At 73.2% G+C, this 24,290-nt stretch carries 27 protein-coding genes and 1 pseudogene; 13 read left to right on the top strand and 15 right to left on the bottom strand.

The annotated features are described in order from the left end of the window. Positions 1-7: 7 nt before the first annotated feature. Positions 8-907, bottom strand: coding sequence for an EamA family transporter (locus HPT28_RS08285; RefSeq protein WP_219090309.1), 900 nt, complete (start codon positions 905-907; stop codon positions 8-10). A 79-nt stretch (positions 908-986) separates the two neighbouring features. On the opposite strand from HPT28_RS08285, the gene HPT28_RS08280 reads away from it, so the two are divergent. Next, positions 987-1,877, top strand: coding sequence for a LysR family transcriptional regulator (locus tag HPT28_RS08280; protein WP_219090308.1), 891 nt, complete (start codon positions 987-989; stop codon positions 1,875-1,877). A 112-nt stretch (positions 1,878-1,989) separates the two neighbouring features. Here HPT28_RS08280 and HPT28_RS08275 read toward each other — a convergent pair whose 3' ends face one another. Continuing rightward, positions 1,990-2,439, bottom strand: a complete 450-nt coding sequence (locus HPT28_RS08275; protein ID WP_219090307.1) for an ABA4-like family protein — start codon at positions 2,437-2,439, stop codon at positions 1,990-1,992. A gap of 134 nt (positions 2,440-2,573) precedes the next feature. On the opposite strand from HPT28_RS08275, the gene HPT28_RS08270 reads away from it, so the two are divergent. Next, entirely contained in the window at positions 2,574-3,257 is a 684-nt protein-coding gene (locus tag HPT28_RS08270; RefSeq protein WP_219090306.1) for an RNA-guided endonuclease TnpB family protein, read from the top strand. 13 nt (positions 3,258-3,270) lie between these two features. Here the strand turns inward: HPT28_RS08270 and HPT28_RS08265 are convergent, their stop codons facing one another. Further along, a complete protein-coding gene (locus HPT28_RS08265; protein ID WP_257578247.1) occupies positions 3,271-4,239 on the bottom strand; it encodes a hypothetical protein in 969 nt (322 codons plus the stop codon). A gap of 176 nt (positions 4,240-4,415) precedes the next feature. Between HPT28_RS08265 and HPT28_RS08260 the strand changes: the two genes are divergently transcribed. After that, positions 4,416-5,081, top strand: coding sequence for a MerR family transcriptional regulator (locus HPT28_RS08260; protein ID WP_374226935.1), 666 nt, complete (start codon positions 4,416-4,418; stop codon positions 5,079-5,081). 180 nt (positions 5,082-5,261) lie between these two features. Here HPT28_RS08260 and HPT28_RS08255 read toward each other — a convergent pair whose 3' ends face one another. Continuing rightward, the gene (locus tag HPT28_RS08255; protein WP_219090303.1) at positions 5,262-6,206 is read right to left on the bottom strand and encodes a GNAT family N-acetyltransferase; all 945 of its coding nucleotides are present in this window, start codon (positions 6,204-6,206) and stop codon (positions 5,262-5,264) included. 325 nt (positions 6,207-6,531) lie between these two features. On the opposite strand from HPT28_RS08255, the gene HPT28_RS08250 reads away from it, so the two are divergent. Genes HPT28_RS08250 through HPT28_RS08225 form a run of 6 tightly spaced genes read left to right on the top strand, consistent with a single transcriptional unit; the run spans position 6,532 to position 14,461 of the window. After that, positions 6,532-8,262, top strand: coding sequence for an acyclic terpene utilization AtuA family protein (locus HPT28_RS08250; RefSeq protein ID WP_219090302.1), 1,731 nt, complete (start codon positions 6,532-6,534; stop codon positions 8,260-8,262). Beyond that, positions 8,259-9,857, top strand: coding sequence for an acyl-CoA carboxylase subunit beta (locus tag HPT28_RS08245; protein WP_219090301.1), 1,599 nt, complete (start codon positions 8,259-8,261; stop codon positions 9,855-9,857). Before HPT28_RS08250 ends, HPT28_RS08245 begins: the two co-directional genes overlap by 4 nt. 26 nt (positions 9,858-9,883) lie before the next feature. Continuing rightward, positions 9,884-11,905, top strand: coding sequence for a biotin carboxylase N-terminal domain-containing protein (locus HPT28_RS08240; RefSeq protein ID WP_219090300.1), 2,022 nt, complete (start codon positions 9,884-9,886; stop codon positions 11,903-11,905). Then, positions 11,905-13,074 carry an acyl-CoA dehydrogenase family protein gene (locus HPT28_RS08235; protein WP_219090299.1) on the top strand — a complete coding sequence of 390 codons (1,170 nt, stop codon included), beginning with the start codon at positions 11,905-11,907 and terminating at the stop codon, positions 13,072-13,074. Before HPT28_RS08240 ends, HPT28_RS08235 begins: the two co-directional genes overlap by 1 nt. A 14-nt stretch (positions 13,075-13,088) precedes the next feature. Beyond that, complete coding sequence (locus HPT28_RS08230) at positions 13,089-13,850, top strand: enoyl-CoA hydratase family protein (RefSeq protein ID WP_219090298.1); 762 nt, start codon at positions 13,089-13,091, stop codon at positions 13,848-13,850. Further along, a complete protein-coding gene (locus HPT28_RS08225) occupies positions 13,838-14,461 on the top strand; it encodes a TetR/AcrR family transcriptional regulator (RefSeq protein WP_219090297.1) in 624 nt (207 codons plus the stop codon). Before HPT28_RS08230 ends, HPT28_RS08225 begins: the two co-directional genes overlap by 13 nt. A 59-nt stretch (positions 14,462-14,520) precedes the next feature. On the opposite strand, the pseudogene HPT28_RS27715 reads toward HPT28_RS08225, so the two are convergent. The 4 genes and pseudogenes from HPT28_RS27715 to HPT28_RS08205 form a co-directional block, all read right to left on the bottom strand. After that, positions 14,521-14,565 (bottom strand): annotated as a pseudogene (locus tag HPT28_RS27715) (excalibur calcium-binding domain-containing protein); the annotation flags it as partial. 193 nt (positions 14,566-14,758) lie between these two features. After that, complete coding sequence (gene tsaA / locus HPT28_RS08215; protein ID WP_219090296.1) at positions 14,759-15,163, bottom strand: tRNA (N6-threonylcarbamoyladenosine(37)-N6)-methyltransferase TrmO; 405 nt, start codon at positions 15,161-15,163, stop codon at positions 14,759-14,761. Between the two features lie 40 nt (positions 15,164-15,203). Then, positions 15,204-15,872, bottom strand: a complete 669-nt coding sequence (locus tag HPT28_RS08210) for a maleylpyruvate isomerase N-terminal domain-containing protein (protein WP_219090295.1) — start codon at positions 15,870-15,872, stop codon at positions 15,204-15,206. Positions 15,873-16,047: 175 nt separating this feature from the next. Then, positions 16,048-16,473, bottom strand: a complete 426-nt coding sequence (locus HPT28_RS08205; RefSeq protein ID WP_257578245.1) for a DUF1801 domain-containing protein — start codon at positions 16,471-16,473, stop codon at positions 16,048-16,050. A gap of 292 nt (positions 16,474-16,765) precedes the next feature. Between HPT28_RS08205 and HPT28_RS08200 the strand changes: the two genes are divergently transcribed. Next, a complete protein-coding gene (locus HPT28_RS08200; RefSeq protein ID WP_219090293.1) occupies positions 16,766-17,146 on the top strand; it encodes a VOC family protein in 381 nt (126 codons plus the stop codon). Positions 17,147-17,340: 194 nt separating this feature from the next. Here HPT28_RS08200 and HPT28_RS08195 read toward each other — a convergent pair whose 3' ends face one another. Together HPT28_RS08195 and HPT28_RS08190 are read right to left on the bottom strand one after the other, a co-directional pair. Then, positions 17,341-17,670 carry a branched-chain amino acid transporter permease gene (locus HPT28_RS08195; RefSeq protein WP_219090292.1) on the bottom strand — a complete coding sequence of 110 codons (330 nt, stop codon included), beginning with the start codon at positions 17,668-17,670 and terminating at the stop codon, positions 17,341-17,343. Beyond that, complete coding sequence (locus HPT28_RS08190) at positions 17,663-18,418, bottom strand: AzlC family ABC transporter permease (protein ID WP_219090291.1); 756 nt, start codon at positions 18,416-18,418, stop codon at positions 17,663-17,665. Before HPT28_RS08190 ends, HPT28_RS08195 begins: the two co-directional genes overlap by 8 nt. Positions 18,419-18,480: 62 nt before the next feature. On the opposite strand from HPT28_RS08190, the gene HPT28_RS08185 reads away from it, so the two are divergent. Beyond that, positions 18,481-18,936 (top strand): Lrp/AsnC family transcriptional regulator, encoded by a 456-nt coding sequence (locus HPT28_RS08185; protein WP_308119130.1) that lies wholly within the window; start codon positions 18,481-18,483, stop codon positions 18,934-18,936. A gap of 16 nt (positions 18,937-18,952) precedes the next feature. Here the strand turns inward: HPT28_RS08185 and HPT28_RS08180 are convergent, their stop codons facing one another. The 5 genes from HPT28_RS08180 to HPT28_RS08160 form a co-directional block, all read right to left on the bottom strand. After that, a complete protein-coding gene (locus tag HPT28_RS08180) occupies positions 18,953-19,267 on the bottom strand; it encodes a DUF6087 family protein (RefSeq protein WP_219090290.1) in 315 nt (104 codons plus the stop codon). A 62-nt stretch (positions 19,268-19,329) separates the two neighbouring features. After that, complete coding sequence (locus tag HPT28_RS08175; RefSeq protein ID WP_219090289.1) at positions 19,330-20,505, bottom strand: methyltransferase; 1,176 nt, start codon at positions 20,503-20,505, stop codon at positions 19,330-19,332. Positions 20,506-20,629: 124 nt separating this feature from the next. Further along, positions 20,630-20,998 carry a hypothetical protein gene (locus HPT28_RS08170; RefSeq protein WP_219090288.1) on the bottom strand — a complete coding sequence of 123 codons (369 nt, stop codon included), beginning with the start codon at positions 20,996-20,998 and terminating at the stop codon, positions 20,630-20,632. Beyond that, the gene (locus tag HPT28_RS27380) at positions 20,995-21,432 is read right to left on the bottom strand and encodes an ATP-binding protein (RefSeq protein ID WP_219090287.1); all 438 of its coding nucleotides are present in this window, start codon (positions 21,430-21,432) and stop codon (positions 20,995-20,997) included. Before HPT28_RS27380 ends, HPT28_RS08170 begins: the two co-directional genes overlap by 4 nt. Before the next feature lie 415 nt (positions 21,433-21,847). Further along, positions 21,848-22,564, bottom strand: coding sequence for a GntR family transcriptional regulator (locus HPT28_RS08160; RefSeq protein ID WP_219090286.1), 717 nt, complete (start codon positions 22,562-22,564; stop codon positions 21,848-21,850). Between the two features lie 62 nt (positions 22,565-22,626). Between HPT28_RS08160 and HPT28_RS08155 the strand changes: the two genes are divergently transcribed. Next, positions 22,627-23,439: a bifunctional 2-polyprenyl-6-hydroxyphenol methylase/3-demethylubiquinol 3-O-methyltransferase UbiG gene (locus HPT28_RS08155; RefSeq protein WP_219090285.1), complete on the top strand. Its 813-nt coding sequence runs from the start codon at positions 22,627-22,629 to the stop codon at positions 23,437-23,439. Positions 23,440-23,500: 61 nt separating this feature from the next. Further along, positions 23,501-24,286 carry a GntR family transcriptional regulator gene (locus HPT28_RS08150; RefSeq protein ID WP_308119129.1) on the top strand — a complete coding sequence of 262 codons (786 nt, stop codon included), beginning with the start codon at positions 23,501-23,503 and terminating at the stop codon, positions 24,284-24,286. The last annotated feature ends 4 nt before the right edge of the window (positions 24,287-24,290 follow it).

Below are 24,290 nucleotides of genomic sequence, written 5' to 3'. Positions count from 1 at the left end.
TCGGTGGTCAGGCGGCGCGGCTGCGGGCGAGGCGGCCGAAGGGGCTCGGGGGGTCGAGCTGCGCGGCGAGCATGGCCGCCAGGGCCAGGGCGAAGCCGAGGGCCTGCGGCAGGCTCAGCGACTCGCCGAGCACGATCCCGACGACGGCCGCGACCAGCGGCGACAGCAGGACCAGCGGCGCCGACGCACCGACCGGCAGTCGGCCTATCCCGCGGAACCACAGCGCGTACGCGATCAGCCCGCCGACGCTGCCGAGCCACAGGTAGCCGCCGACCGCCCCGGCGTCGAGCCGTTGCGGCACGCCCTCCACGGCGAGCGTGAACGGCAGCAGGAGCAGCCCGCCCGCGGTCAGTTGCCAGCCGGCCAGGGTCAGTGGACCGACCCCGCAGGGGCGGCCCCAGCGCTTGGTGAGGACGAGTCCCGTCGCCATGGTGGCCGTACCGGCGAGCCCGGCGAGCACGCCGACGGCGTCCAGCCCGGCCCCCGGCCCGAGGACGACGAGCCCGACGCCGACCACGCCGAGCACGCCCCAGGCCCACCGCCAGGAGGTCGGCCGGTCGTGGAGGACCGCCATGGCCAGCCCCGCGACCAACAGGGGCTGGGCGGCGCCGAGCGTCGCCGCGACACCGCCCGGAAGCCGCTCGGCCGCGAGGAACAGCAGCGGGAAGAAGGCGGCGATGTTGAGCGTGCCGAGCACCGCGGCCTTCCACCACCAGTCCCCGCGCGGCAGCACGCGGGTGATGGCCAGGGCGAGCAGCCCGGCGGGCAGGGCCCGCATCAGCCCGGCGAACAACGGGTGCCCGGGCGGCAGCAGTTCGGTGGTCACGGCGTAGGTGGTGCCCCAGGCCGCGGGAGCGATCGCGGTCAGCGCGACGGTGGCCCCGTGCCGCGTGGTCAAGGTCTGCATGGGGTGAAGTCTGGGCGAGAGGCGGCCATGAATCCAACACATGTTTGCGATGCAAGCAATGAGCCAGGATCATGGATGGATGGACCTCCAACAGCTCCGCTACGTCGTCGCCGTCGCCGAGACGCGCAACTTCACGCGCGCGGCGGAGCGCTGCTTCGTCGTGCAGTCGTCGCTCAGCCACCGCATCGCCGCGCTCGAACGCGAACTGGGCGTCAAGCTGTTCGCCCGCTCCAGCCGCCGTGTCGAACTCACCGACGCGGGTGAGGCGTTCCTCACCGGCGCGCGGGAGTGCCTGGCCGCCGCGGACCGCGCGGTCGCCGACGCGGCCGCCGCGACCGGCGTCGTCCGCGGCCGGCTCGCCGTCGGCGTCATCGTCACCACGGCCGCCGTCGACGTCCCCGAGCTGCTCCAGCGCTACCGCGCCCGCTACCCGGACGTCCGCGTCCTCCTGCGCGCCGGGGGCAGCTACGAGCTCGTCGCGGCGATCCGCAAGGGCGAACTGGACATCGCCTTCCTCGGCCTGCCCGAGGGCGAGCTGCCGACCGGGGTGGAGACCCTCGCCCTCGACCACGACCAGCACGTCCTCGTCGTCCCCGCCGGCCACCGGCTCGCGGGCGCGCCCCGGGTCGCGCTGGAGGAGATCGCGGAGGAGACGTTCGTGGACTTCATGGACGGAACCCCCGCCCGCGCCCAGTCCGACCGGGCCTTCACCGCCGCCGGTCTGACCCGCGACGTCGCCTACGAGGCGGGCGTCGCCGAGCTCATCACCCGGCTGATCGCCCGCGGGCTCGGCGTCGGCCTCCTGCCCTCGGCGTTCATCCGCCCGCTCGCCGCCGACGACCCGGAGCTGGCGCTCGTCCCCGTCGTCGACGGTCCGCGCCGCGTCGAGTGCCTGGCCTGGAGCCGCTTCAACCCCACCCCCGCCACCCGCGCCCTCCTCGACGTCCTCGGCGTCCGCCCGCGCGAGTAGCCCCGCGCCCGCCCTCCGCGGCGGCAGGCGTGCCTGACGCCACCCCGCGCGCCGCCACTCCCAGCACCGGCCGGAAGCCGGTTCCCGACCCCGACCGGGTTCCGTGGCCGGGTCAGGACGACCGTCCGACGGCCGTGCGCCGGCCACGGTCCGTCCGCAGTGCGCGCAGGCCCAGGAAGAGCAGCACCCCGATGGGCGAGAGCAGGATGGTCAGGGTCAGCAGCGGGCCCATGAGGAGGGGGTGCACGGAGAGCCGCCGCCCCTCCAGGTACATCCACTGGCCGACGAGGAGGTCCCAGGCGATCACCTGGGCCCAGATGGCACCCGCGCCCGCGTCGAGGACCAGGAGCTCCTGGAACCCGGCGCGCGAGGGGCTGCTGACCGCCGCCCACAGCTCCGGAAGGATCGGCAGGGCGAGCGCCAGGTAGACGGCCAGGACCGGCACGACGGTGAGGGGTGACGCCGCCACGCGGCGGGTGCGGCGCCAGCCGGGAGCGAAGATCATCAGCAGCCAGACCGGAGCCGCCAGCCAGAACGACAGGCTGAAGAGGAGATCGGTCATCGGGGCTCCTCCTTCGTGGATGCTCCCGGCTTCAGCCGGGGGAGGAAGCGAAGCCCCTGCGGAGCAGGGGAGGCGAAGCCGGTTCGCTTCCTGGGCGGAGGGGCGTTGTCGGTGGTGGCCGTGAGGTTGTTCACGTGCATTTGCGGTACTCCTTCCGGATCGAGCCCACGCCGGGTCAGCGCGTCGCGTTGGCCCGTACGTTCGGCTGCGCCCGGGTGGTCTACAACGATGCGCTGGCCGCACGGAAGGCAGCCTGGAAGGCGAAGGGGTCGAAGAATCGGGCCAGGGCCCGGATCATGGTCGCCCGCGCCCATGTGAAGGTGGCTGACGCGCGCAGGGACTGGTGCCATCAGACCGCTTCGAGGCTGTCCCGCGACAACCAAGCGGTCTACCTCGAGGACCTGGCGGTCTCCGGCCTGGCACGCACCCGCCCGGCCAAGTCCGTCCACGATGCCGCGTGGGGCATGTTCCGGCACGTTCTGGAGGAGAAGGCGGCCCGGTACGGCCGCCATGTCGGCGTCGTCTCGCGCTGGCTGCCGTCGTCCCAGACGTGCCACGTGTGCTGGGCCGTGGATGGGAAGAAGCCGCTGCACGTGCGCACCTGGCGGTGCGAGAGCTGCGGTACCGAGCATGATCGTGACCTCAATGCGTCGCGTGTGATCCTCGCCGCCGGGCAGGCGGAGAGGCTGAACGCCCCTGGAGGGCCGGTGAGTCCTGGAGTGGAAATCCCACGCCAGGCACGGCCCGTTGAACGGGGAACCCACCCGAAGGCCCAGCCGGTGACCACCGGCAGCCAGGCGGGAGCCCCCCTCCTGTAGGAGGGGGAGGATGTCAAGCCACGGGCTCCTTCGTCCGGGCCGACGGCGTCGCCCCGGTGGGGAACGCCGGGGCGGCGGGAGGCACCCGGACGGCCAGCCAGGTCGCGGCGGCGCCGAGGACGGCGATACCCGCCGCGGCGCCGAGCGTGAGACCGTCGGGGCTCGTCAGCGGCTGCCCGCGCAGGGCCTGCCATGTGGTCAGGGCGAGTGCCGCCGTGTGGACGCCCGCTCCGACGACGACGAGCCGCAGGCGGACGCACTCGTTCCGCAGCCGCGGCAGCCTGGGCGCCAGGGCGAGGAGCACCACGAGCAGCAGTGGGAGCGCCTGTAGGGCGTGCATGCCGACGAAGTGCGGGATGCGCAGGTCCCCGCCCGTCGTGGACCAGCCGGTGACCGGCATGGTGGGGCCGCCGTCCGGCACACCGACGCTGTGGGCGCCGATCACCTCGGCGACACCCTGTCGGTCGGCGGCCCGCTGCTCCGGTGTCGGACGGAGCATGAGACCGCCGACGGCGAGCCCGAGGAGGGAGACGGCCGCCCCCAGCCGTACCGCCCAGACGGCGGCCCGGTCGAGCGTGCGGGTGCGGAAGAGCAGCAGGGCGATCACCAGGGTGCCGGTCCAGAGCAGCACGACCGTGAGGCCCATGAGCATGAACAACCGCTCATCGAAGGTGGTCGCGACGTTGAAGTGACTTCCCTTTCCGCGTACGGCCTGGGTCGTGATGATGACCATCTCGACCGCGCCCGCCGCCGCCACGACCGTTCCGGCCCACCAGCCGGCGCGCCGACGGCGGGGCAGGAGCGAGAGCATCCACGCCAGCGTGAGGGCGTAGACGGCGAACGAGACGGAGAACTTGAGTGGTTTGAGCCAGATCGGCGCGCCCGCCAGCATGCGGTCGTCGATCACCAGGCCGGTCACCGAGACCGGGACGAGCGCGGCCATGGCCACGGCGAAGACCATGAGCGGTCGGTGCCAGGTCATGGCGGAACGCCACGTGAGCATGAGGTACCCCCGAATGGATAGTGGAAAGTGGCACTATCGATTGCCGATAGTGAGACTATCTATGAACGGACGTGAGTTGGCAAGGCCCCCGCAGGGCCGCGATGGGAGAACGCGCTGTGCGCATTGGTGAGCTGAGCCGCAGGACCGGGGTTCCGGTGCCGACCGTCAAGTTCTACGTACGCGAAGGGCTGCTGCCGCCGGGCAGGCTGTCCAGCCCCAACCAGGCGCACTACGGAGAGGAGCACGAGCGGCGGCTGCGGCTGATCCGCGCGCTGATCGGCGTCGGCAGGCTCTCCGTCGCCGCCGCCGCCGACGTGATCGCGGCCATCGACGACCCCTCCCTCCCCCTCCACAAGGCGCTCGGCTCCGCGTCCGACAGCATCGCGGCACCTGCCACGGAGAGGCCGGAGGGCCCGGCGGCCGAGGACGACGACGAGACGGCGTGGGCGCGGGCCGCCGTGGAGGCCCTCATCGCCCGGCGCGGCTGGCAGGTCTCACCCCGCAGCCGCCATGTGGAGTCCCTGGTCGCCGCCGCCGCGGCGCTGGCCCGCGTCGGCCACGGCGACTTCGTCGGACACGCGCTGGAGCCCTACGCCGACGCCGCGGAACGCGTCGCCGAGGTGGACCTGGCCTTCGTGGCGGGCCAGGCGCGGCGCGACGACCTCGTCGAGCGTGCCGTCATCGGTACGCTCCTGGGCGACGCGGTGCTCACCGCGCTGCGCCGCATCGCGCAGGTGGACGCTTCCGCCCGGCAGTTCGGCGACCGCTCCGCCCCGCCCGGTGATGAGCCCCCCACGCCCGGCCCGGCGTCCGCACCCTAGGCCGGAACCCCGGCGGGTCGCCCGGCGGCTCCGTGCGCGGCGAACCCTGACCGCCTCTCGTCACGTCCGCGCTCCGGCCGGCACCGTGGGCACGTCGCGCGGCAGGGCGTCGACGGTCGGCGGCCCAGGGCCTCACTCCGTCGGGGTGGGGGCGCCGGGATGGCGCCCCCACCCGGGGCGTCAGCGCCAGGTCATGTTGATCTCGTGCTCGAAGCTGACGTACCCGGCGCGCTGGAAGGCCCGCGCCATGGGTACGTTGCCCAGGTCGGTGGACGCCCTGACGCGGGGGACGTCCTGCCCGGCGAGGACGCGGGTGCCCTCGGCGAGGACGTCGTCGATGTAGCCGTTGCCGCGGTGCTCGGGCAGCACGGCGAGGTAGGCGATGATCGGGTTGTAGCCGTTGTGGGCCGGGAGGACGAAGCCGACGGGGGTGCCGTCGGGCAGGGTGGCCACGCGCCACCAGTCCCGCGGGCTCTTGTAGCGCGCGAGCTCGTCCTCGTAGTGGCTGACGGCGGCCTCGCGGAGGGACATCCGGCTCAGGTCGTCGAGGCTGTGGGCGTCCAGCGTGCCCTCCAGTGCCGAGGTCATCAGCGTCAGCAGCTCCTCGGTGTCCTGGGGCGGCCGGAACGTGAGGCGTCCACGCGGTTCGCCGAGCGGGGTGCCCGGGCGCCACTCCAGGCGGATGCGCTCGACGAACAGTCGGGCGCCCGTCTCCTCCACGGCCGCCATGCGGTCCCGGACGGTCTGCCGGGTGTCGGCCTCGTCCTGCCAACCGGGCGGCACGAAGCGCGTGTACGGGGGCGGTGTGGCCCCTTCGGGAAGCGTTGCGGCCATCGCGGTGCGCAGCAACCTCGTGGCGAGGGCGACGCGTTCGGGGCCGGGCAGGGTGTCGTCGACGTCGAGGACGTCCATCAGGAACGGCTTGGCGTCCCCGGGGCGGCTCCACCAGGCGAGCCTGGCGAGCAGTCGGCCGCCGCGCTGGGCGACCCACATCCACTCCGGCCGTCGGCGCCCCTGGGTGAGGTCGTCCGCCAGTTCGCCGTTGAGGGCGTAGGGCAGCCGGTTGAAGACGTCGAGCTCTTCGCGCCCGGTGATCGGGCGCAGGATCGGTTCGTTCTGTTCCACGGTGAGGCATGCTCCGGTGAGGAGGCGCCCGTCCGCTCGGGGTGTCAGCTGTGGCGTACGCCCCGGAAAGAGACAGGCGCGATGGTCATGACGGTCATCGGTTCGCCCCTCCTCTCGCTGTCGTGGTCCCGCGGCCCTGCTGGCCTGGCGGAGATCCGGACGCACGTTCTATCCGGTCGGCGGGCCGGGTGGCAACCGGATTATCCGGCGGGGCGAGTTGGAGAGGGGCTCGGGGTGGCGCCAGGACGTCCAACCGGGCCTTGTCCCCGGCCAAAAAATCCAGCAAGCACGCTTGCTTGTTTCTCTGCGGACTGCCACGCTGGCGATGCCTTCAGGGAGGGAGAGCCGCGTGGTGCGGATCGGCAATGCTTCGGGCTTCTACGGGGACCGGTTCGACGCGGTCGAGGAGATGCTCACCGGGGGCCCGCTCGACGTCCTCACCGGTGACTACCTGGCCGAGCTGACGATGCTGATCCTCGGCCGGGACCGGCTGGGGGACCCGGAGCGGGGCTACGCCCGGACGTTCCTGCGGCAGTTGGAGAACGGGCTCGGGCTCGCCCGGGAGCGCGGGGTCAGGCTGGTGGTCAACGCGGGCGGCCTCAACCCGGCCGGACTGGCCGGTGCCGTCCGGGAGTTGGCGGAACGGGTCGGGGTGCCCGCGCGGGTCGCCCACGTCGAGGGGGACGACGTCCTGGGCCGGGGGTGGGGCGAGGGCGTGCTCACCGCCAACGCCTACCTGGGCGGCTCCGGGATCACCGCGTGCCTGAACGGCGGGGCGGACGTCGTCGTCACCGGGAGGGTGACGGACGCGGCCCTGGTCAGCGGGTCGGCGGCCTGGTACCACGGCTGGGGCCCGGAGGAGCTGGACGCGCTGGCCGGAGCCGTCGTCGCCGGACATGTGCTGGAGTGCGGCACCCAGGCCACCGGGGGCAACTACGCGTTCTGGCGCGAGTTGCCGGGCGGCCCGCCCTACGGCTTCCCGTTGGCCGAGGTGGCGGCGGACGGCAGCAGCGTCATCACCAAGCACCCCGGCACCGGGGGCGGCGTCACCGTGGGCACCGTCACCGCGCAGCTGCTCTACGAGACGGCGGGCCCGCGCTACCTCGGCCCGGACGTCACGGCGCGGCTCGACACGGTACGGCTCACGTCCGAGGGCCCCGACCGGGTACGCATCGACGGGGTGCGGGGCGAGGCGCCGCCCGACACCGTCAAGGTGGGCCTGACGCGGTTGGGTGGGCACCGCAACGAGGTCGTCTTCGTGCTCACCGGGCTCGACGTGGAGGCCAAGGCCGCCGCCGTCCGCGAGCAGTTGGAGGCCGCACTCGACCGGGCCGGGCCCGACGGTGCCAAGGTCCGCCCCGAGCACGTGAGCTGGACCCTGGCCCGCACGGACCGTGCCGACGCCGACGTCCAGGAGGAGGCGAGCGCGCTGCTGCGCCTGGTGGTCCGGGACCGCGGCGCGGAGGCGGTCGGGCGGGCCGTGAGCGGGGCGGCCGTGGAACTGGCCCTCGCCAGCGTCCCCGGGTTCCATCTGACGGCCCCACCCGGCAGGGGCGCGCCCTACGGAGTCTTCGAGGCCGCTTTCCTGCCCGCCGCCGAGGTGCCGCACACCGCCGTCCTGCCGGACGGCTCCCGCGTCGCGATCCCCCCGCCACCGGAGCGCGAGGACCGGGCCGCCGTCGCGGAGCAGCCCGCGCTCCCCGAGCCGCTGCCGCCCGGGCTTCCCACCCGCCGGGCCCCGCTCGGGCACGTGGCCGGAGCCCGCAGCGGCGACAAGGGCGGCAGCGCCAACGTCGGCGTGTGGGCCCGGGACGAGGACGCCTGGCGCTGGCTCGCCCACACCCTGACCGTCGAACGCCTCCGGGCCCTGCTGCCCGAGACGGCCGGCCTGCCCGTCACCCGGCATGTCCTGCCCAACCTCCGGGCGCTCAACTTCGTCGTCGACGGTCTGCTGGGGGAGGGCGTGGCCGCGCAGGCCCGCTTCGACCCGCAGGCGAAGGCCGTGGGGGAGTGGCTGCGCGCCCGCCATCTGGAGATACCCGAGGTGCTGCTGTGACCGTCCTGCCCACCGCGCTCGACACCGCCGCGCCCGAGTACGCCGCCCGCCGCGCGGCGATGCTGGAGAAGCTGGCGGAGCTGGACGCCGAACACGCGAAGGCCGTCGCGGGCGGTGGCGAGAAGTACGTCGCCCGGCACCGCGAGCGCGGCAAGCTGACGGCCCGCGAGCGCATCGAGCTGCTCATCGACCCCGACACCCCGTTCCTCGAACTCTCTCCGCTGGCCGCCTGGGGCAGCGACCACACCGTGGGCGCCTCCCTCGTCACCGGCATCGGCGTCATCGAGGGCGTCGAGTGCCTGATCACCGCCAACGACCCGACGGTACGCGGCGGGGCCAGTAACCCGTGGACGCTGAAGAAGGCGCTGCGGGCCAACGAGATCGCCCGCGCCAACCGGCTGCCATGCGTGAGCCTCGTCGAGTCCGGCGGCGCGGACCTGCCCAGCCAGAAGGAGATCTTCATCCCCGGCGGCGCCCTGTTCCGGGACCTCACCCGGCTGTCCGCCGCCGGAATCCCCACCGTCGCCGTCGTGTTCGGCAACTCGACGGCGGGCGGGGCCTACATCCCCGGCATGTCGGACCACGTCATCATGGTCAAGGAGAGGGCGAAGGTCTTCCTCGGCGGGCCGCCGCTGGTCAAGATGGCCACCGGCGAGGTCGCGGACGACGAGGAGCTGGGCGGCGCCGACATGCACGCCCGCGTCTCCGGCCTCGCCGACCACTTCGCCGAGGACGAGCCGGACGCCCTGCGCCAGGCCCGGCGCGTCGTCGCCCGCCTCAACCATCGCAAGGCACACGCCGACCCACCGCCCGCCGAGCCGCCGAAGTACGCCGAGGAGGAGCTGCTCGGCCTCGTCCCGGCCGACCTCAAGGCGCCGTTCGACCCGCACGAGGTCATCGCCCGCGTCGTCGACGGCTCCGACTTCGACGCGTTCAAGCCCCGCTACGGGCCGAGCCTCGTCACCGGCTGGGCGCGGGTGCACGGCTACCCCGTCGGCATCCTCGCCAACGCGCGCGGCGTGCTGTTCAGCGAGGAGTCCCAGAAGGCCGCCCAGTTCATCCAGCTGGCCAACCAGCGCGACGTCCCGCTGCTGTTCCTCCACAACACCACCGGCTACATGGTCGGCAGTGCGTACGAACAGGGCGGGATCATCAAGCACGGCGCCATGATGATCAACGCGGTGTCCAACTCGCGGGTCCCACACCTCTCCGTGCTCCTCGGGGCGAGCTACGGCGCCGGGCACTACGGCATGTGCGGCCGCGCCTACGATCCCCGGTTCCTGTTCGCCTGGCCCAGCGCCAAGTCCGCCGTCATGGGGCCACAGCAGCTCGCCGGGGTGCTGTCGATCGTCATGCGCGAGTCGGCGGCGGCCAAGGGCAAGCCGTACGACGAGGAGGGCGACGCGGCCCTGCGCGCCATGGTCGAGCAGCAGATCGAGTCCGAGTCGCTGCCGATGTTCCTGTCCGGACGCCTCTACGACGACGGCGTCATCGACCCCCGGGACACCCGCACCGTCCTCGGGCTGTGCCTGTCCGCCATCCACACCGCTCCCGTCGAGGGCGCGCGCGGCGGCTTCGGCGTCTTCCGGATGTGAGGGGTGTGAGGGCTGTGGAGAAGACGATGACCATCACGTCACTGCTGGCCGCCAACCGCGGCGAGATCGCCTGCCGGATCTTCCGCACCTGCCGCGAGCTGGGCGTCGCCACCGTCGCCGTGCACTCCGACGCCGACGCCGGGGCCCTGCACGTCAGCGAGGCCGACGCCGCCGTCCGGCTGCCCGGCAACACCCCGGCGGAGACGTATCTGCGGGGCGACCTGGTGGTGAAGGCCGCCCTCGCCGCCGGGGCCGACGCCGTCCACCCCGGCTACGGATTCCTCTCCGAGAACGCCGACTTCGCCCGCGCCGTCACCGACGCCGGGCTCGTGTGGGTCGGGCCGCCACCGGAGGCCGTCGAGGCCATGGCCTCCAAGACCCGTGCCAAGGAGTTGATGCGGGCCGCCGCAGTGCCGCTGCTGGAGCCCCTCGACCCGGAAGCCGTCACCGCCGCGGACCTCCCCGTCCTCGTCAAGGCCGCGGCGGGCGGCGGCGGCCGCGGCATGCGCGTCGTCCGCGAACTCGGCGCCCTGCCCGACGAGATCGCCGCCGCCCGCGCCGAGGCCGCGGCCGCCTTCGGGGACGGCGAGGTCTTCGTCGAGCCGTACGTCGAACGCGGCCGGCACGTGGAGGTCCAGATCCTCGCCGACACCCACGGCACCGTCTGGGCGCTGGGCACCCGCGACTGCTCGCTCCAGCGCCGCCACCAGAAGGTCATCGAGGAGGCCCCGGCACCCGGCCTCACCGAGGAGCTGCGCGACGTCCTCCACACCGCCGCCGTCGAAGCCGCCCGTGCCGTCGCCTACGTGGGCGCGGGCACCGTCGAGTTCCTGCTCTCGCCCGACGGGCGGCCCTGCTTCCTGGAGATGAACACCCGCCTCCAGGTCGAGCACCCCGTCACCGAGGCCGTCCACGGCGTCGACCTCGTCGCCCTCCAGCTCCGCGTCGCCGAAGGGCACGCGCTGGAGCCGGAGCCCCCGGCGCCGCGCGGCCACGCCGTCGAGGCCCGCCTCTACGCCGAGGACCCCGCCCGCGGCTGGCAGCCCCAGACCGGCACCCTGCACCGCCTCGCCGTCCCCGTCGGCGTCTCCCGCGAGGCGGGGGTACGCCTCGACACCGGGGTGCGCGACGGCGACACCGTCAGTCCGCACTACGACCCCATGCTCGCCAAGGTCATCGCCTGGGCGCCCACCCGCGCCGAGGCCGTCCGCGCCCTCGCGCACGCCCTCGGCCGCGCCCGCGTCCACGGCCCGGTCACCAACAGGGAGCTGCTCGTCCGCTCCCTGCGCCACCCCGAGTTCACCGCCGGGCACCTCGACACCGGCTTCTACGAGCGCAACCTCGCCGAGCTCACGGCCCCCGAGGACGAGGGCACCAACCAGGCCCTCGCCGCGCTCGCCGCCGCCCTGGCCGACAGCACCGGGCGCCGGTCCGGCACCGGCGGCCGCTTCGGCATCGGCGGCTGGCGCAACGTCCCCTCGCAGCCGCAGCGCAAAACCTACCGCGCCCGGGTGGACGGCACCGAGCACGAGGTCGCCTACCTGCCCACCCGGGAGGGGCCGCGCGCCGAGGGCTTCCCCGGCGTCCGGCTGCTGCACGCCGAACCCGGGCGGGTCGTGCTCGACGTCGACGGCGTCCGGCGCCCCTTCGACGTCGCCGTCTACCCCGGCACCGACGGGGACACCGTCCACGTCGACTCCCCGCTCGGGGCCCATGCCTTCACCGCCCTGCCCCGCTTCCCCGAGCCCGCGGCCCACACCGAGCCCGGCTCGCTCCTCGCCCCCATGCCCGGCACCGTCGTCCGTGTCGCCGAGGGCCTGGCCGTCGGGGACGCCGTCGCCGAGGGGCAGCCGCTGTTGTGGCTGGAGGCCATGAAGATGGAGCACCTCGTCACCGCCCCCGCCCCCGGCACGCTCACCGCCCTGCACGCCGAGCCCGGCCGCCAGGTCGACGTCGGCGCGCTGCTCGCCGTCGTCGCACAGGACCCCCAGGAACAGCGCCACGCACCGGAGCCCGCGTCACCCAACGAGCCCGAGGAGAAGCCCTGATGGACACCGCACTGGTCGAGTCGCAGGAGCTGGCCGATCTCCGAGCCGCCGTAGCCGCCCTGGGACGGAACTACGGCCGGACGTACTTCGAGACCGTCACGCGCGAGGGCAGGCACACCGACGAACTGTGGTCCGAGGCCGCCAAGCTGGGATTCCTCGGTGTCAACCTCCCCGAGGAGTACGGCGGCGGGGGCCGCGGCATGCGCGAGCTGTGGGCGGTCCTGGAGGAACTGGGGGCGGCGGGCTGCCCGCTGCTCATGATGGTCGTCTCGCCCGCCATCTGCGGCACCGTCATCGCCCGCTTCGGCACCGAGGAGCAGAAACGCCGCTGGCTGCCCGGACTCGCCGACGGCAGCGCCAAGATGGCCTTCGGCATCACCGAGCCCGACGCCGGCTCCAACAGCCACCGCATCACCACCACCGCCCGCCGCGACGAGGCCACCGGCGACTGGCTGCTCACCGGCCGCAAGGTCTTCGTCTCCGGTGTGGACATCGCCGAGTCCACCCTCATCGTCGGCCGCACCGAGGACGCCCGCACCGGCAAGCTCAAGCCCTGCCTCTTCGTCGTCCCCCGCGACACCCCCGGCTTCCAGCGCAACCTCATCCCCATGGACCTCCAGGCGCCTGAGGAACAGTTCGAACTCGTCCTCGACGACGTCCGGCTGCCCGCCCACGCGCTCGTCGGCGACGAGGACGCCGGGCTCCTCCAGCTCTTCGCCGGGCTCAACCCCGAGCGCATCATGACCGCCGCCTTCGCCCTCGGCATGGGCCGCTTCGCCCTCGACCAGGCCGTCGAGTACGCCCGGAGCCGCAGCGTCTGGAAGCAGCCCATCGGCGCCCACCAGGCCATCGCCCACCCCCTCGCCCAGGCCCACATCGAGCTCGAACTCGCCCGCCTCATGACGACCAAGGCCGCCGCCCTCTACGACGCGGGCGACGACGTCGGGGCCGGCGAGGCCGCCAACATGGCCAAGTACGCCGCCGCCGAGGCCAACATCAAGGCCGTCGACCAGGCCGTCCACACCCTCGGCGGCAACGGGCTCAGCACCGAGTTCGGCCTCGCCGCGCTCCTCAACGCCGCCCGCGTCGCCCGCATCGCGCCCGTCAGCCGGGAGATGATCCTCAACTACGTCTCCCACCAGTCCCTCGGCCTGCCCAAGTCCTACTGAGGAGCCTCCTTTCCATGAACGCCCGGGCCGACGAGAAGGACCTCGTGCTCAGCACCGACGAGCGCGGGGTCCGCACCCTCACCCTCGACTCACCCCACAACCGCAACGCGCTCTCGCTCCCCCTGATGACCGAGCTGCGCCAGGCCCTTGAGCGGGCCGCCGCCGACGCCACCGTCCGCGCCGTCCTCCTCACCCACACCGGCAACACCTTCTGCTCCGGCGCCGACCTCAGCGGCCGGGGCGGCACCCCCGAGGACCTCGTCGCACTGCTCCGCGCCCTGGTCGAGCTGCCCAAGCCCGTCCTCGGCCGCGTCACCGGACACGTACGCGGCGGCGGGCTCGGCCTCCTCGGCGCCTGTGACATCTCCTGCGCCGCGGCCCCGTCGTCCTCCTTCGCCTTCAGCGAGGTGCGTATCGGCGTCGCCCCCGCCGTCATCTCCCTCCCGCTCCTGCCCCGCCTCGAACCCCGCGCCGCCACCCGCTACTACCTCACCGGGGAACGCTTCGACGCCGCCGAGGCCGCCCGGATGGGCCTGATCACCCAGGCGGCCGACGACGTCGACGCCGCCCTCACCCCCGTCCTCGACTCCCTGCGCCGCTGCTCCCCGCAGGGCCTCGCCGCCGCCAAGCAGCTGGTCACCGCCGAGGTGCTGCGTGCCTTCGACCGGGATGCCGGTAGCCTCACAGCACTGTCCGCGCGGCTGTTCGGCTCGGCCGAGGCCCGCGAGGGCATGACGGCATTCCTCGAACGACGGGACCCGGAATGGGCGCAGTGACGACACCCAAGCAGGACCGCAGCCGGGCCACCCGGCAGCGCCTGCTGGAGTCGGCCGTGACCTGCCTGGCCGAGCACGGCTGGTCGGGCAGCACGGTCACCGTCGTCGCCGAGCACGCCGGCGTCTCCCGGGGCGCCGCCCAGCACCACTTCCCCACCCGCGAGGACCTCTTCACCGCCGCCGTCGAGTACGTCGCCGAACAGCGCTCCGCCGAGCTGCGGGCCCTGACGGGCGAGGGCGGCGGCCGGGGCGGCGAGCGCGGCGGTACCCACGCCGCCGTCGACGCCCTCGTCGGCCTCTACACCGGCCCCCTCTTCCGCGCCGCCCTCCATCTGTGGGTCGCCGCGTCCAACGAACCCCAGCTCCGCCCCCGGGTCACCGACCTGGAGGCCCGCATCGGCCGCGAGACGCACCGCATGGCCCTGCACGTCCTCGGCGCCGACGAGTCCGTACCCGGCGTCCGCGAGACCGTCCAAGGGTTCCTCGACATGGCCCGCGGCCTCGGCCTCGCCAACCTCCTGACCGACGACAGCCCCCGCCGCGCCCGCGTCGTCGCCCAGTGGGCCACCCTCCTCGACGAGGCCCTGGCCGCCGAACCGGCCGCGCGCTGACGGGAGCCGCGCCCCTGGGCCCCGGCTCCCGTCCCGCGCCGACGTGGCGGCCCGGGCGGCTACTCGCAGCCCACGCCGTCGCCGTCCCGGTCCAGGTGACGCCGTACCCGGGCTGTCCCGTGTACACCGGTGCCGCGCCCGCGGCTCGGGCGGCCGAGTAGCTCTCGTGATACACGCCGCCCCCCCCGCCAGAGCCGGACGAGCGCCCGGAGTCCGAGCCGCCGGAGCCGTCTGGCCCTTCTACCGGCCGGTACGCCGTATGTCCGTCCTCGGCGTCATGAGCCCCTGGGGCACGACTCAGCGGTCTCGGGTGAGCAGGGGTTTGACGTCCAGGATCGGCGTCGCGTCGATCGCTTCGAGGTTGCGGACGTGGACGCGTGGGCCCGCGAGGGACAGGATGTGGACGCGGTGCAGGCCGATCGGGTTGGGGCGGTCGGGGGAGCGGGTGGCGAAGACTCCGGTGAGCGGGCGGGTGGCGTCGCCACGGGGCCGGACCGTGAGCGTGCGGCGGTCGGCGCCGTGCAGCCACGTGAGCAACAGGACGTCCGTTCCGGGGACGAGGCCGTCCAGCGCGGGGAGGTAGGGGTCGTCGAAGACCAGCCAGGCGTCGGGGGCGCCCTCATCGGGCTGACGCGGCGCCGACGCCCGGTCTGTGAGCGTCGACTCGACATGTCCGATCGGACGCAGGGTGTATGCGGTCATGTGTGCCTTCCTGCCCGTGCCGCGCGTCGCTCACCCTGTGTCAGGCCACGGCTGGGTGCCGGGGCGTCCCGTCCCAGCGCCAGGTGGTCAGCCGGGGGTGTCCGGGCAGCTCGGCCCGTCCGGTGGCCCACAGCAGGGTGGGCCAGGGTTCCGTGCCCTCCGGCGCCTGGGGAAACAGGCGGGTGAGCACACGGGCGCACAGCTCGGCCGGTGGGCTCCAGGGCAACCCGAGCCCCTGCGCCAGGTCGTGCGTGTGGACCAGGGTCTCCACGACGCCCATGGCGGCGAAGCCCTCGGGGTCGGACACCCCGAAGACGTGGTACGCCCGGGTGCGCGGCGGCGCGGTGCGCACCATGGCGACCAGCAGCGCGCCGCTCGCCTCCAACGCCTGCAACAGGCCCGCGGGCCCCGCCGTCCGGTCGACGCGGATCGTCGTCTCCGGGCCGCCGGGCCGCCGGCTCTCCCACACGATGGGCACCTCGCCGTCCAGCGGCGGTGTCCTGGGGCCGAGTTGGACGGCGTAGGCGAAGAGGTCGTCGCTGAGGTGCTCGATGGTCTCCCAGCAGTCCCACTCCAGCGGACCGGCTTTGGCGTCCCAGGCGGTTCGGGGCGCCTCGCCGAGCACGGCCACGGCCAGACGCACGGCGAGATCGACGTCGTCCGCGGTGACGGGGACGGAGGGTGAGCCGGTGTCGGCTGATGGTGCCATGGCGGGACCGTACCGGCCCGGGAAGCGGCCGCACCAGCGCTTTTGATCGCCGGGCCGTGCGCGGCCGCCGGAGCTCCACGCCGTCGGCCGGCCCGAGGGGCCTACCCGGAGGTCCGCCTCGGCCGCGAGGCCCCGTACGGACGGTTTCGCGGCGAACGCGGGTGAGTCGGCCGCCTCAGAAGAGATCGTCGCCGGGCAGGTCGGCGGCCTGGCGGATCCAGCTCGCCAGGAGGTCCTCGTCCACCTCGCTGTCCTCGTGGATATCCAGGTAACGCACGTGCTCATGCTTGGATTTGCCCGCGGGCAGCGGCTCCAGCGACGAGCCGTTGAGCCAGGTGACCTTCACATAGCGGGTGAAGCAGTGGTAGCTGAGGAACCATCCGTTGCCGTCGATGCCGTAGAACGGCGAGTTCCATCGGACCGCCTTGCGCACGTCCGGAACGGTGCGCACGATGAGCTCGTCCAGACGGCGGCCGACCCCGCGCTTCCAGCCCGGCATCGCCTCGATATAGCTCTGCACGGGCTCGTCCCCGTCGCCCTTCGGGATCTGCGGGTTACCGCCTGACAGGAGTCGGGGCTCTTCCGGCGGGTTGTCTGCCATGTGCCCCATGTTAGCGATCTGGGCGATTCGGGCGCTGATGTGGGCGGGTCCACGGCGAGTTCGGCCGTACCTCCGCCGGGGCGTGTCGCGGAGTCAGTTCTCCTTCCGCCCGGTCAACGTCATCGCCGGCCGCCCGGCCGCTCCGACAGGGGGCGCGGCGGGCCCGGAGAATCACGTCGACCGTGCCGCTCTCGTCCGGTACGCTCGCCCGGTCGTTCTCCCTGGTCGGGGGCCCGTGGCGTTCGCGCGTGGCCTGCCCGGCGGTTTCCCGGACTGGAAGTGGGTTTCGTTCATGGCGTGTCGCATCAGTGAGCTCGTACTCGGTTGCCGCGAGCCCGAGGTGCTGGCGCGGTTCTGGTGCGAGGTCCTGGACTTCGTCGTGCTCGACCGCGAGGACGACGGGACGTTGGAGATCGGGCCGCGTGAGGGCTTCGGCGGGCCGCAGCCGACGATCATCCTCAGCCGCAGGGAGGAGCCGGAGCCCGGGAAGTCCCGGCTGCACATCGACGTCAACGCCACCGACCGCGATCAGGACGCCGAGCTCGAGCGCCTGCTGAAGCTCGGTGCGCGCCCGGCCGACATCGGCCAGACGGGGGAGGAGCAGTGGCACGTCCTGACCGACCCCGAGGGCAACGAGTTCTGTCTCCTCAAGGCCCGCCTCAACCCCCTCTGACCCTCATCGGACACGGAGTCTCCGGCACAGGGCTCGACGACGTCGCGGAGTACCGCTTTACGGGGAGCGTTGCCGCAGTCCGGCCTCGCCGGTGAGTGAAGCCGATGGGGTCGGGACCGGTCTGGACGGACGCCTCCACCGGCTCGGCGTGATCACGCCCCGGCAGCTCCACAACCCCTGACCGGCAACGGAGCTCAGGCGCCGAACAGCGTGCTGGCCAGGGCGACGTGGACGACCGTGCCGCCCAGGATGCTCAGCATGGCGTTGCGCCACCGCACGTGCAGCGCGACCGTCGCGGCCAGCGCCACCAGTGGTGCGAGGGCGCGGGCCTGGGTCACCTCGACGTCGTGCAGGCAGTAGACGACGAGGATCACCATGACGCCGGCGGGCATCCGGGTGCTGAGGTACCGCACGGTGCCGCTCGCCCGCAGCGGGGCGAGGGCCGCGAACGGCAGGGCCCGCAGCGCCCAGGTGACGGCGGCGGCGACGAGCACCGCCGCGACGGCGTAGCCCGTGTCAGGCACGGCCGACCTCCTCCCGGCGCGTCGCGCCCCGTCGGACCAGCAGCCCACCGGTGAACAACCCGAAGGCCACGAGCAGCAGTTGGTCCGGCGCGACGAGCCACGCGAGCAGCGCGCTGAAGAGCGCGAGCAGCGGCGTCGGCAGATCGTGGCGCCGCTCGCGCAGGGCGTCCAGGGCCAGCACGGTGAACAGCGCCGTCAGCGCGAACTCCAGCCCGACGACGCCGTCCGGGATGAGCGCCCCGAGCAGCGCGCCCGCCGTGGCGCCCCCGACCCAGTACAGGTGAAGGAACACCTGCACGCACAGCACCCGCTTCCCCGTCCACGCCCGGGCGCCCGCCGTGCCGGTGAGCGCGTACGCCTCGTCGGTGAGCGCGAACGTGCTGTACGCCTTGCCCAGGCGGCCGCGCACCCGGTGCAGCGGGAACGAGAGCGCGTAGAAGACGTGCCGGACGTTCACCAGGAACGCGGTGACGGCGACCGTCGCCAGCGGCGCGGCGGCACCGACCAGGCCGATGAGCAGGAACTCGAACGAGCCTCCGTAGATCAGCGCGGCCGACAGGCCGGCCCACCACCAGTCGAGCCCGGACTGCGTCACGAGCGCCCCGAAAGCCAGCCCGAGCGGGATGAACCCGAGGCCGACGGCGGCGGACTCCTCGAACGCGCCCCGTGCCTCCGACCGTCCCCGGGACTCGGGCGGCGCGGGGCTGAGCCCGGCCTGCGGATCGACAACAGCAGTGCTTACTCCCATGCCGACACGTTAGAAGGAATCGCGCCTTATGTGGTTACCGAAAATGCTCGTAGGATGCGCCTGTGAGCAATGAAATCAGCATCGATGCCATTGATCGAGAAATTATCTTCCAGCTCCGCCAGGACGGCCGTCTGACCAACGTCGAGCTGGCCAAGCGCGTCGGTCTGACGCCCCCGCCCTGTCTGCGCCGCGTCAAGCGCCTGGAGGAGAGCGGCGTGATCACCGGCTACCGCGCCGTCATCGACCCCGCCGCCATGGGGCGCGGGCTCGAGGTCCTCATCGACGTCGAGATCTACGCCAACGACCGCAAGACGGTCGAGGAGTTCGAGGAGACGGTCGCCGCGTACGAGGAGGTCATCGAGTTCCGCCGCATGTACGGCCGCCCGGACTACTTCATCCGCGTCACCGTCGCCGACCACGCCGCCTACGAGGCCTTCCTCACCGGCAAGCTGAGCGGCCTCCCCGCCGTCCTCCGCCTCGAGTCCCACCTGCCCATGAAGACGATCAAGACCTACTGACGCCCTCCGCCGCTCATCACCCGTCCGTCTCCCCGGCCCGGGGCTTCCGGTGCCTCCCGCGCCCCGGCCGCAGCGGCCCCGACTCCGGCCCCGGCTGCCCGGAGGGCGGCTCCTCCGGCTGCGGATACAGGACGGCCTTCGCCTCGGCCAGGCTCGCCGCGAACAGGTGCGGCTCCCACGCGTAGCCGTTCCACCGCTCGATGACGCGCGGCGCCTCCGGGTCCACGTGTGTCCCGCGAGGGCCCTCTCCGGTGACGGCGTGCACGGCGCGCAGGCGGCCGATGCGCCGGTCCCTGCGTTCCGCCCAGTCCTTCAACGGCTCCTCGTCCACCACGCCGCTCCTTCCGTCACCGGATCGCCCCACACCGGTCAACGGCCCGCCCCGGTCGCCCGTCACGCGTGGCGGGGAACGGGCCGGCCGGGGCGGCGCAGCCAGGCGGTGTGCCGGCCGTCGGTGGTCACCGTCATGCCGAAGTCGCCGGGCCCGGGCCCGCCCACGTCCGTCCACCAGCCGAACGCGGCCTCCACCTCCCGCCACAGACGTCGCGGGCCGTGCTCCCAGACGGTGAACGCGCCGTCCTCCGCGCCGACGTCGTCGATCGCGGCCCAGGACGCGGCGTCCGTCGTCGCGACCCACAGGCGGGAGCGCACCCCGGCCACGTCCGGGCCGAGGTGCCACGCGCACCACACGTCCGGAAGCTGGAGCCCGACGGCGAACCGCGCCGCCCAGTCCTCCCCGGCCACGTCCCAGGGCGACAGGGCGGTCGTGGACTCCTCGGGGACGTGCGCGTCGCGGACGACGTCCCGGAAGATCCGCAGGTCCGTCCGCTGGCCGCGCATCAGCATGAACGCCGCGTGCGGGTGGAAGCGGCCGTCGGCCGAACCGTCCCGCCGCACGGTGAGCCGCAGCAGCCCGAAGCACAGCCACGGCGACTCCCAGGGCACCAGAACAACCCCGCCCGGCGCCACGCTCGCCACCCAGCGCCCCGGCACCCGCCGCACCGCACACGTGGCCACCAGCCGGTCCACGCCGTCCGCCACGACAGCGGCGGCGCCGTCCCCGGCGACAATCCGCGGCTCCACCCCGACGGACGCCAGGTTGGCCCGCGCTCGCACCGCCAGCCCCGCGTCCACCTCCACCGACGTGACCAGCGCCGAGCCCAGCCGGTGCGCCAGCAGCCCCGCGTTCCAGCCCGTCCCGGTGCCGACCTCCACCACCCGCTCGCCACCCGACAGCTCCAGCATGTCGAGCATGCGGAAGACGACGCCGGGCTCGGACGCGGAGGACGAGGGCCACCGCTCGCCGTCCGGCCCCGGCTCCTCGCCGTCGTTGACCTGCGTGACCACCGGCGCGTCCGCGTAGGCCGCCCGCAGCCACGCCTCCGGCTCCCGCGCCCGGTCGCACGGCGTCAGCTCGTCCCCGAGCCAGACCGTGTCCGGCAGGAACGCGTGCCGGGGCACGCCGTGGGACGCCGCCTCCCACTCGGGGGCAAGCGGCCGCGTCGCGTTGAGCCTGCCGAGCAGGCCGCGCGCGGCGGCCCGCTCAGCGGCCCCGGTCTCCCTCGTCACCTACCCGTCGCCCCGCTTCCCCTTGTGCTTGGGCTCGCCCTTGGGGGCCTTGGTGTCGGACGACGGCTTCGCCGTCCCCGGGTCCCTGCCTCCCGCGTGCCTCCCCTCGCCGCCACTGCCACCCTTACCCGTTCCCCAGGCCATCGCCGGGCTCCTCTCGTCGTGTCGTGTCGCTCTCGTACGCGGTGACCGGTACCGGCCGGAGGGTCAACTCCCAGGCACAGTCCCGGCCGACGTGGTGGTGGAACAGCGGCTCGCCGCGCTCCAGCCGGCGCCGCGTCTCCCGCCGCGCCGCCTCACCGCTCCAGGTCCGGAACACCTCGGCGTCGTCATCCGTACCGAGGATCTCCGCGACGCACAGGGCACGCTCGCGCGCCCAGCCCTGCACCTCGTCGGGGCACAGCCCGAACGCGTCCCCGAGGTGGTACATCCGCGCCTCCGGCCCGCTCTGGTACGCCACCAGCTCCGCCCGGTACGCCCGCACCGCCCTCACGCCTCGCCCCACTCCACCGGGCACCGGAACCACACCGCCTTGCCGCCCTCCACCCGCATGTGCCCGAACCCCGTGACCATCTCCCGCAACAGCCACAGTCCCCGGCCCCGTTCGGTGTCCCAGTCCGGCTCGAAGATGACGGGCGGCGCGGCGGAACGGTCGACGACCCGCACGCACACGTCACCGTCGACTCGCTCGACCTCCATCCGGCACCGCGTGTCCGGCACGTGCCGCACCACGTTGCTCAGCAGCTCCGACACCCCCAGCCGGGCCACCGCCACGGCCTCCACGTCACCGCCCAACGCCCGCACGGCCCGCGCCACCTCACCCCGCCACCGCGCGATACCCCGTGCCGCCGCCGTGAACTCCCAGGCGTAAGCGCTTCCGTGGACGCCGCCCCGGGAGGGCGCCGCGCCCGCCCCGACCCCCCTCACCGGTCACCCCTCCACCCCTCGGCGCCCCGCGCCCCGGGGCACCCGGCGGCGCGGTGACGCCGCAGCAGCACCCGGCAGTCCGCCGCCCGCGAGTGATCACCCCGCCGCCGCGCCTCCTCCTCATCCCTCCGCCACCGCACACACTCCACACACCCGCTCATGGCAACTCCTGGTTTTTGAACGGCGTTGGAGACGACCTATTGCCGCGCACGCGCACCTGGTCCGGCGCCGACTCGACCGTGGTTCGCCCCCGAAGGCGCGATCTGCCTTCGCTTCATACTGGACCGGTGGACCGGTCCAGTCAACCCATAAAGTCATCAGTTGCTGACTGATGGTGATCCCGGGTTGGCTGAGGATCTATGGGTTATGTCGGGCTGATAACTGGAAAGTCGGCCGCCAGGGGCGACGTTCGGCACTACATGGCGTAGGTGTCTACCCGCTCGTACACTGTGCTGGGAGTGACGCCTTCCTCACACACCAGGGGGCGTCCTTCCTGGTCGAACGCGGTGTGGAGAACGACGACGACCGGCGTGTTCGCTGGTAGGCCCAGGCGGTCTGATTCAGCGGCCGTTGCCGTGCGCACGGTCGTGACGTCAACCCCTTCCGCTGGGAAGCGGCCAGTCTGCCGACGGACGTAACGGGTTGTTCCCTCAACGATCGGAGCTGTCTGGGCCAGCCGAGGCGACGTTTCTGCTACGTCGGGCGGGAACCAGGCGACTACGTAGCTGTGCGGGCTGCCGTCAGGAAGTTGTAGAAGCCGCGCCCGTCGCAGGGCCGTGGTCTCGGCGTCCATTCTCAGCGTCTCGGCAACATGCTTTGGTGGGGTTGTCCACTCGGGTGTTCCCACGCGTAGGAAGGGCATGCCGCCGGTGACGCGTGTCGTCCCTGCTTGGCGTCCACCCGCAGGTCTGGCGACGGGAGTCTCCGTAACCACGAAGCCTGTGCCCTGACGGGCCTCCACCACGCCGTCGGCGCGAAGAACATCCATGGCCTTGATCGCAGTGGCGCGCGAAACCGACCATCGTTCGGCAAGGTCCCGGCCGGAAGGGAGGAGTTCTCCGGGCCCGAACTCGCCCGCTGCGATCCTTGAGCGCAGATGTTCGGCAATCTCCTCGTACTTGAGTAGAGCCATGGCTCCCCGCTCTCGATCACTGTTGCTGGACTGGTCCACCGGCACGCAGGATACTTTTCGTCATGTTGAAGCCACCGTTCGCGCCCGAGGTCGAGCACTTCTACGCCAACGTCATCGACGAGAACGCCCGGCTCAGCTCCTCGGCGGACGGACGCCTTGAGCTGCTGCGCACGCAGGAGCTCCTGCGGCGCCACCTTCCGGCGCCGCCCGCGCGTGTCCTGGACGTGGGCGGCGGTACCGGCGTGCACGCGCGGTGGCTGGTAGCGGACGGCTACGACGTGGAGCTGATCGACCCGGTGGCCCGGCACGTGGAGCAGGCGGCAGAGGTGTGCGCGGCCTCGCTCGGGGACGCTCGGCAACTCGCTGCGCCGGACTCCACGTATGACGTGGTGCAGGTCCTCGGCCCCCTTTATCACCTGCCCGACGCCAAAGATCGGCAGGAGGCGCTGTCCGAGGCGCGGCGGGTGGTGAAGCCCGGTGGGCTGGTGGCCGCAGCGGCGATCAACCGGTACGCATCGCTCTTCGAGCACGTCACCTACGCGCATCTGCACACCGACCGACTCCGAGACTCGATCGCGTCGATTCTGCGCACCGCTGTGTACGACGGCAAGCGCGGCTTCACGTTGGCGTACTTCCACCGGGCGGAGGAGCTGGCGATGGAGCTTCGGGGAGCCGGTCTCGTGGACGTTCATGTCTACGGCATCGAGGGGCCCGCATGGTCCGCCCTCAAGGCAGTGGAGCAGCAGTCGGGGGCGGAGCCTTCCGACGACCTGTTCAACTCGGTGCTGACCGCCGCGCGACTGGCGGAGCCGTACCCCGAGCTCCTGGCGGCGAGCTCGCATCTCCTGGCCGTAGGCCGGGCACCTGAAATGTGAGGGGGCATGGCCTGAAGCGCGTGTGCCCCGCCGACGAGCCGCGAGCAGGATGGAGACGCAGGTGTCCGCATTCCCGGTGAACGACGACACCACCGGCGATCCGCGCCCGGCGGCCGTGCGCGTGGCTGCCGCACTGCGCGACGACATCCTGTCCGGGGTGCCGGCCCCGGGGGCGGTACTTCCCCCGTTGCCGGAGATGTGCGAACGCTACGGGGCCCCGAAGGGGATCGTGCTGGAGGCGCTTGAGCTGGTGGCGGCCGATGGGCTCGTGTGGGTCGGGTCCGACGGGGCACGCGCGACGGTGCGGGCACACCGGCAGGAGACCGTGCGTCCCGCGGACAGTGGGGCGCCGGTCGGGCCGGGTGAGTCGTACCGGTGGCTGACGGTCGCGGAGCGGCAGGGCAAGCGGGGCCGGATCACCCTGCTGGACGTGGTCGAGGTGCGCCCGCCGGTCGAGGTGGCGGAGGCGCTGGAGCTGGGCAGCACGGGAACCGCTGTGCTCCGGCGCCAGCTTCTCCAGCATGACGGTGAGCCCGTCGAGTTGGCCGAGTGCTACTACCCGATGGAACTTGCGGCCGGGACCGCGCTCGTCGAGGCTCGTCGCATTCGAGGCGGCACGCCGACGCTGCTGGCGGAACTGGGCTATCCGCCGCACCAGACGGTGGATCGGGTCTCCGCGCGGGTGCCCACGCAAGCTCAGTTCGAGGCGCTGCGGCTTCCCGGCAGTCTGCCGATCCTGCGTACCTTCCGCGTCGTCTACAGCGAGTCAGGTGGTCGTCGTCGCCCCATCGAGGCGACGGTCATGGCCAAGGCCGGGCATCTGTACGAGCTGCAATACGAGTTCTGACAGT

The sequence above is a fragment of the Streptomyces sp. JJ38 genome (assembly GCF_019303475.1).
Taxonomy (GTDB): Bacteria; Actinomycetota; Actinomycetes; order Streptomycetales; family Streptomycetaceae; genus Streptomyces.
The sequence above is the reverse complement of the archived record's forward strand: the minus strand, read 5'-3'. Positions and strand labels throughout refer to the sequence as shown.

What these genes read in the sequence shown, in the direction of transcription:
- HPT28_RS08250 (WP_219090302.1), top strand. Translation starts at nt 6,532, where the DNA reads ATGCCTTCAGGGAGGGAGAGCCGCGTGGTGCGGATCGGCAATGCTTCG.
- HPT28_RS08205 (WP_257578245.1), bottom strand. Translation starts at nt 16,473, where the DNA reads ATGGCAGACAACCCGCCGGAAGAGCCCCGACTCCTGTCAGGCGGTAAC.
- HPT28_RS08225 (WP_219090297.1), top strand. Translation starts at nt 13,838, where the DNA reads ATGGGCGCAGTGACGACACCCAAGCAGGACCGCAGCCGGGCCACCCGG.
- HPT28_RS08285 (WP_219090309.1), bottom strand. Translation starts at nt 907, where the DNA reads ATGCAGACCTTGACCACGCGGCACGGGGCCACCGTCGCGCTGACCGCG.
- HPT28_RS08210 (WP_219090295.1), bottom strand. Translation starts at nt 15,872, where the DNA reads ATGGCACCATCAGCCGACACCGGCTCACCCTCCGTCCCCGTCACCGCG.
- HPT28_RS08190 (WP_219090291.1), bottom strand. Translation starts at nt 18,418, where the DNA reads ATGGGAGTAAGCACTGCTGTTGTCGATCCGCAGGCCGGGCTCAGCCCC.
- HPT28_RS08230 (WP_219090298.1), top strand. Translation starts at nt 13,089, where the DNA reads ATGAACGCCCGGGCCGACGAGAAGGACCTCGTGCTCAGCACCGACGAG.
- HPT28_RS08275 (WP_219090307.1), bottom strand. Translation starts at nt 2,439, where the DNA reads ATGACCGATCTCCTCTTCAGCCTGTCGTTCTGGCTGGCGGCTCCGGTC.
- HPT28_RS08265 (WP_257578247.1), bottom strand. Translation starts at nt 4,239, where the DNA reads ATGACCTGGCACCGACCGCTCATGGTCTTCGCCGTGGCCATGGCCGCG.
- HPT28_RS08155 (WP_219090285.1), top strand. Translation starts at nt 22,627, where the DNA reads ATGTTGAAGCCACCGTTCGCGCCCGAGGTCGAGCACTTCTACGCCAAC.
- HPT28_RS08160 (WP_219090286.1), bottom strand. Translation starts at nt 22,564, where the DNA reads ATGGCTCTACTCAAGTACGAGGAGATTGCCGAACATCTGCGCTCAAGG.
- HPT28_RS08240 (WP_219090300.1), top strand. Translation starts at nt 9,884, where the DNA reads ATGACCATCACGTCACTGCTGGCCGCCAACCGCGGCGAGATCGCCTGC.
- HPT28_RS08235 (WP_219090299.1), top strand. Translation starts at nt 11,905, where the DNA reads ATGGACACCGCACTGGTCGAGTCGCAGGAGCTGGCCGATCTCCGAGCC.
- tsaA (WP_219090296.1), bottom strand. Translation starts at nt 15,163, where the DNA reads ATGACCGCATACACCCTGCGTCCGATCGGACATGTCGAGTCGACGCTC.
- HPT28_RS08200 (WP_219090293.1), top strand. Translation starts at nt 16,766, where the DNA reads ATGGCGTGTCGCATCAGTGAGCTCGTACTCGGTTGCCGCGAGCCCGAG.
- HPT28_RS08280 (WP_219090308.1), top strand. Translation starts at nt 987, where the DNA reads ATGGACCTCCAACAGCTCCGCTACGTCGTCGCCGTCGCCGAGACGCGC.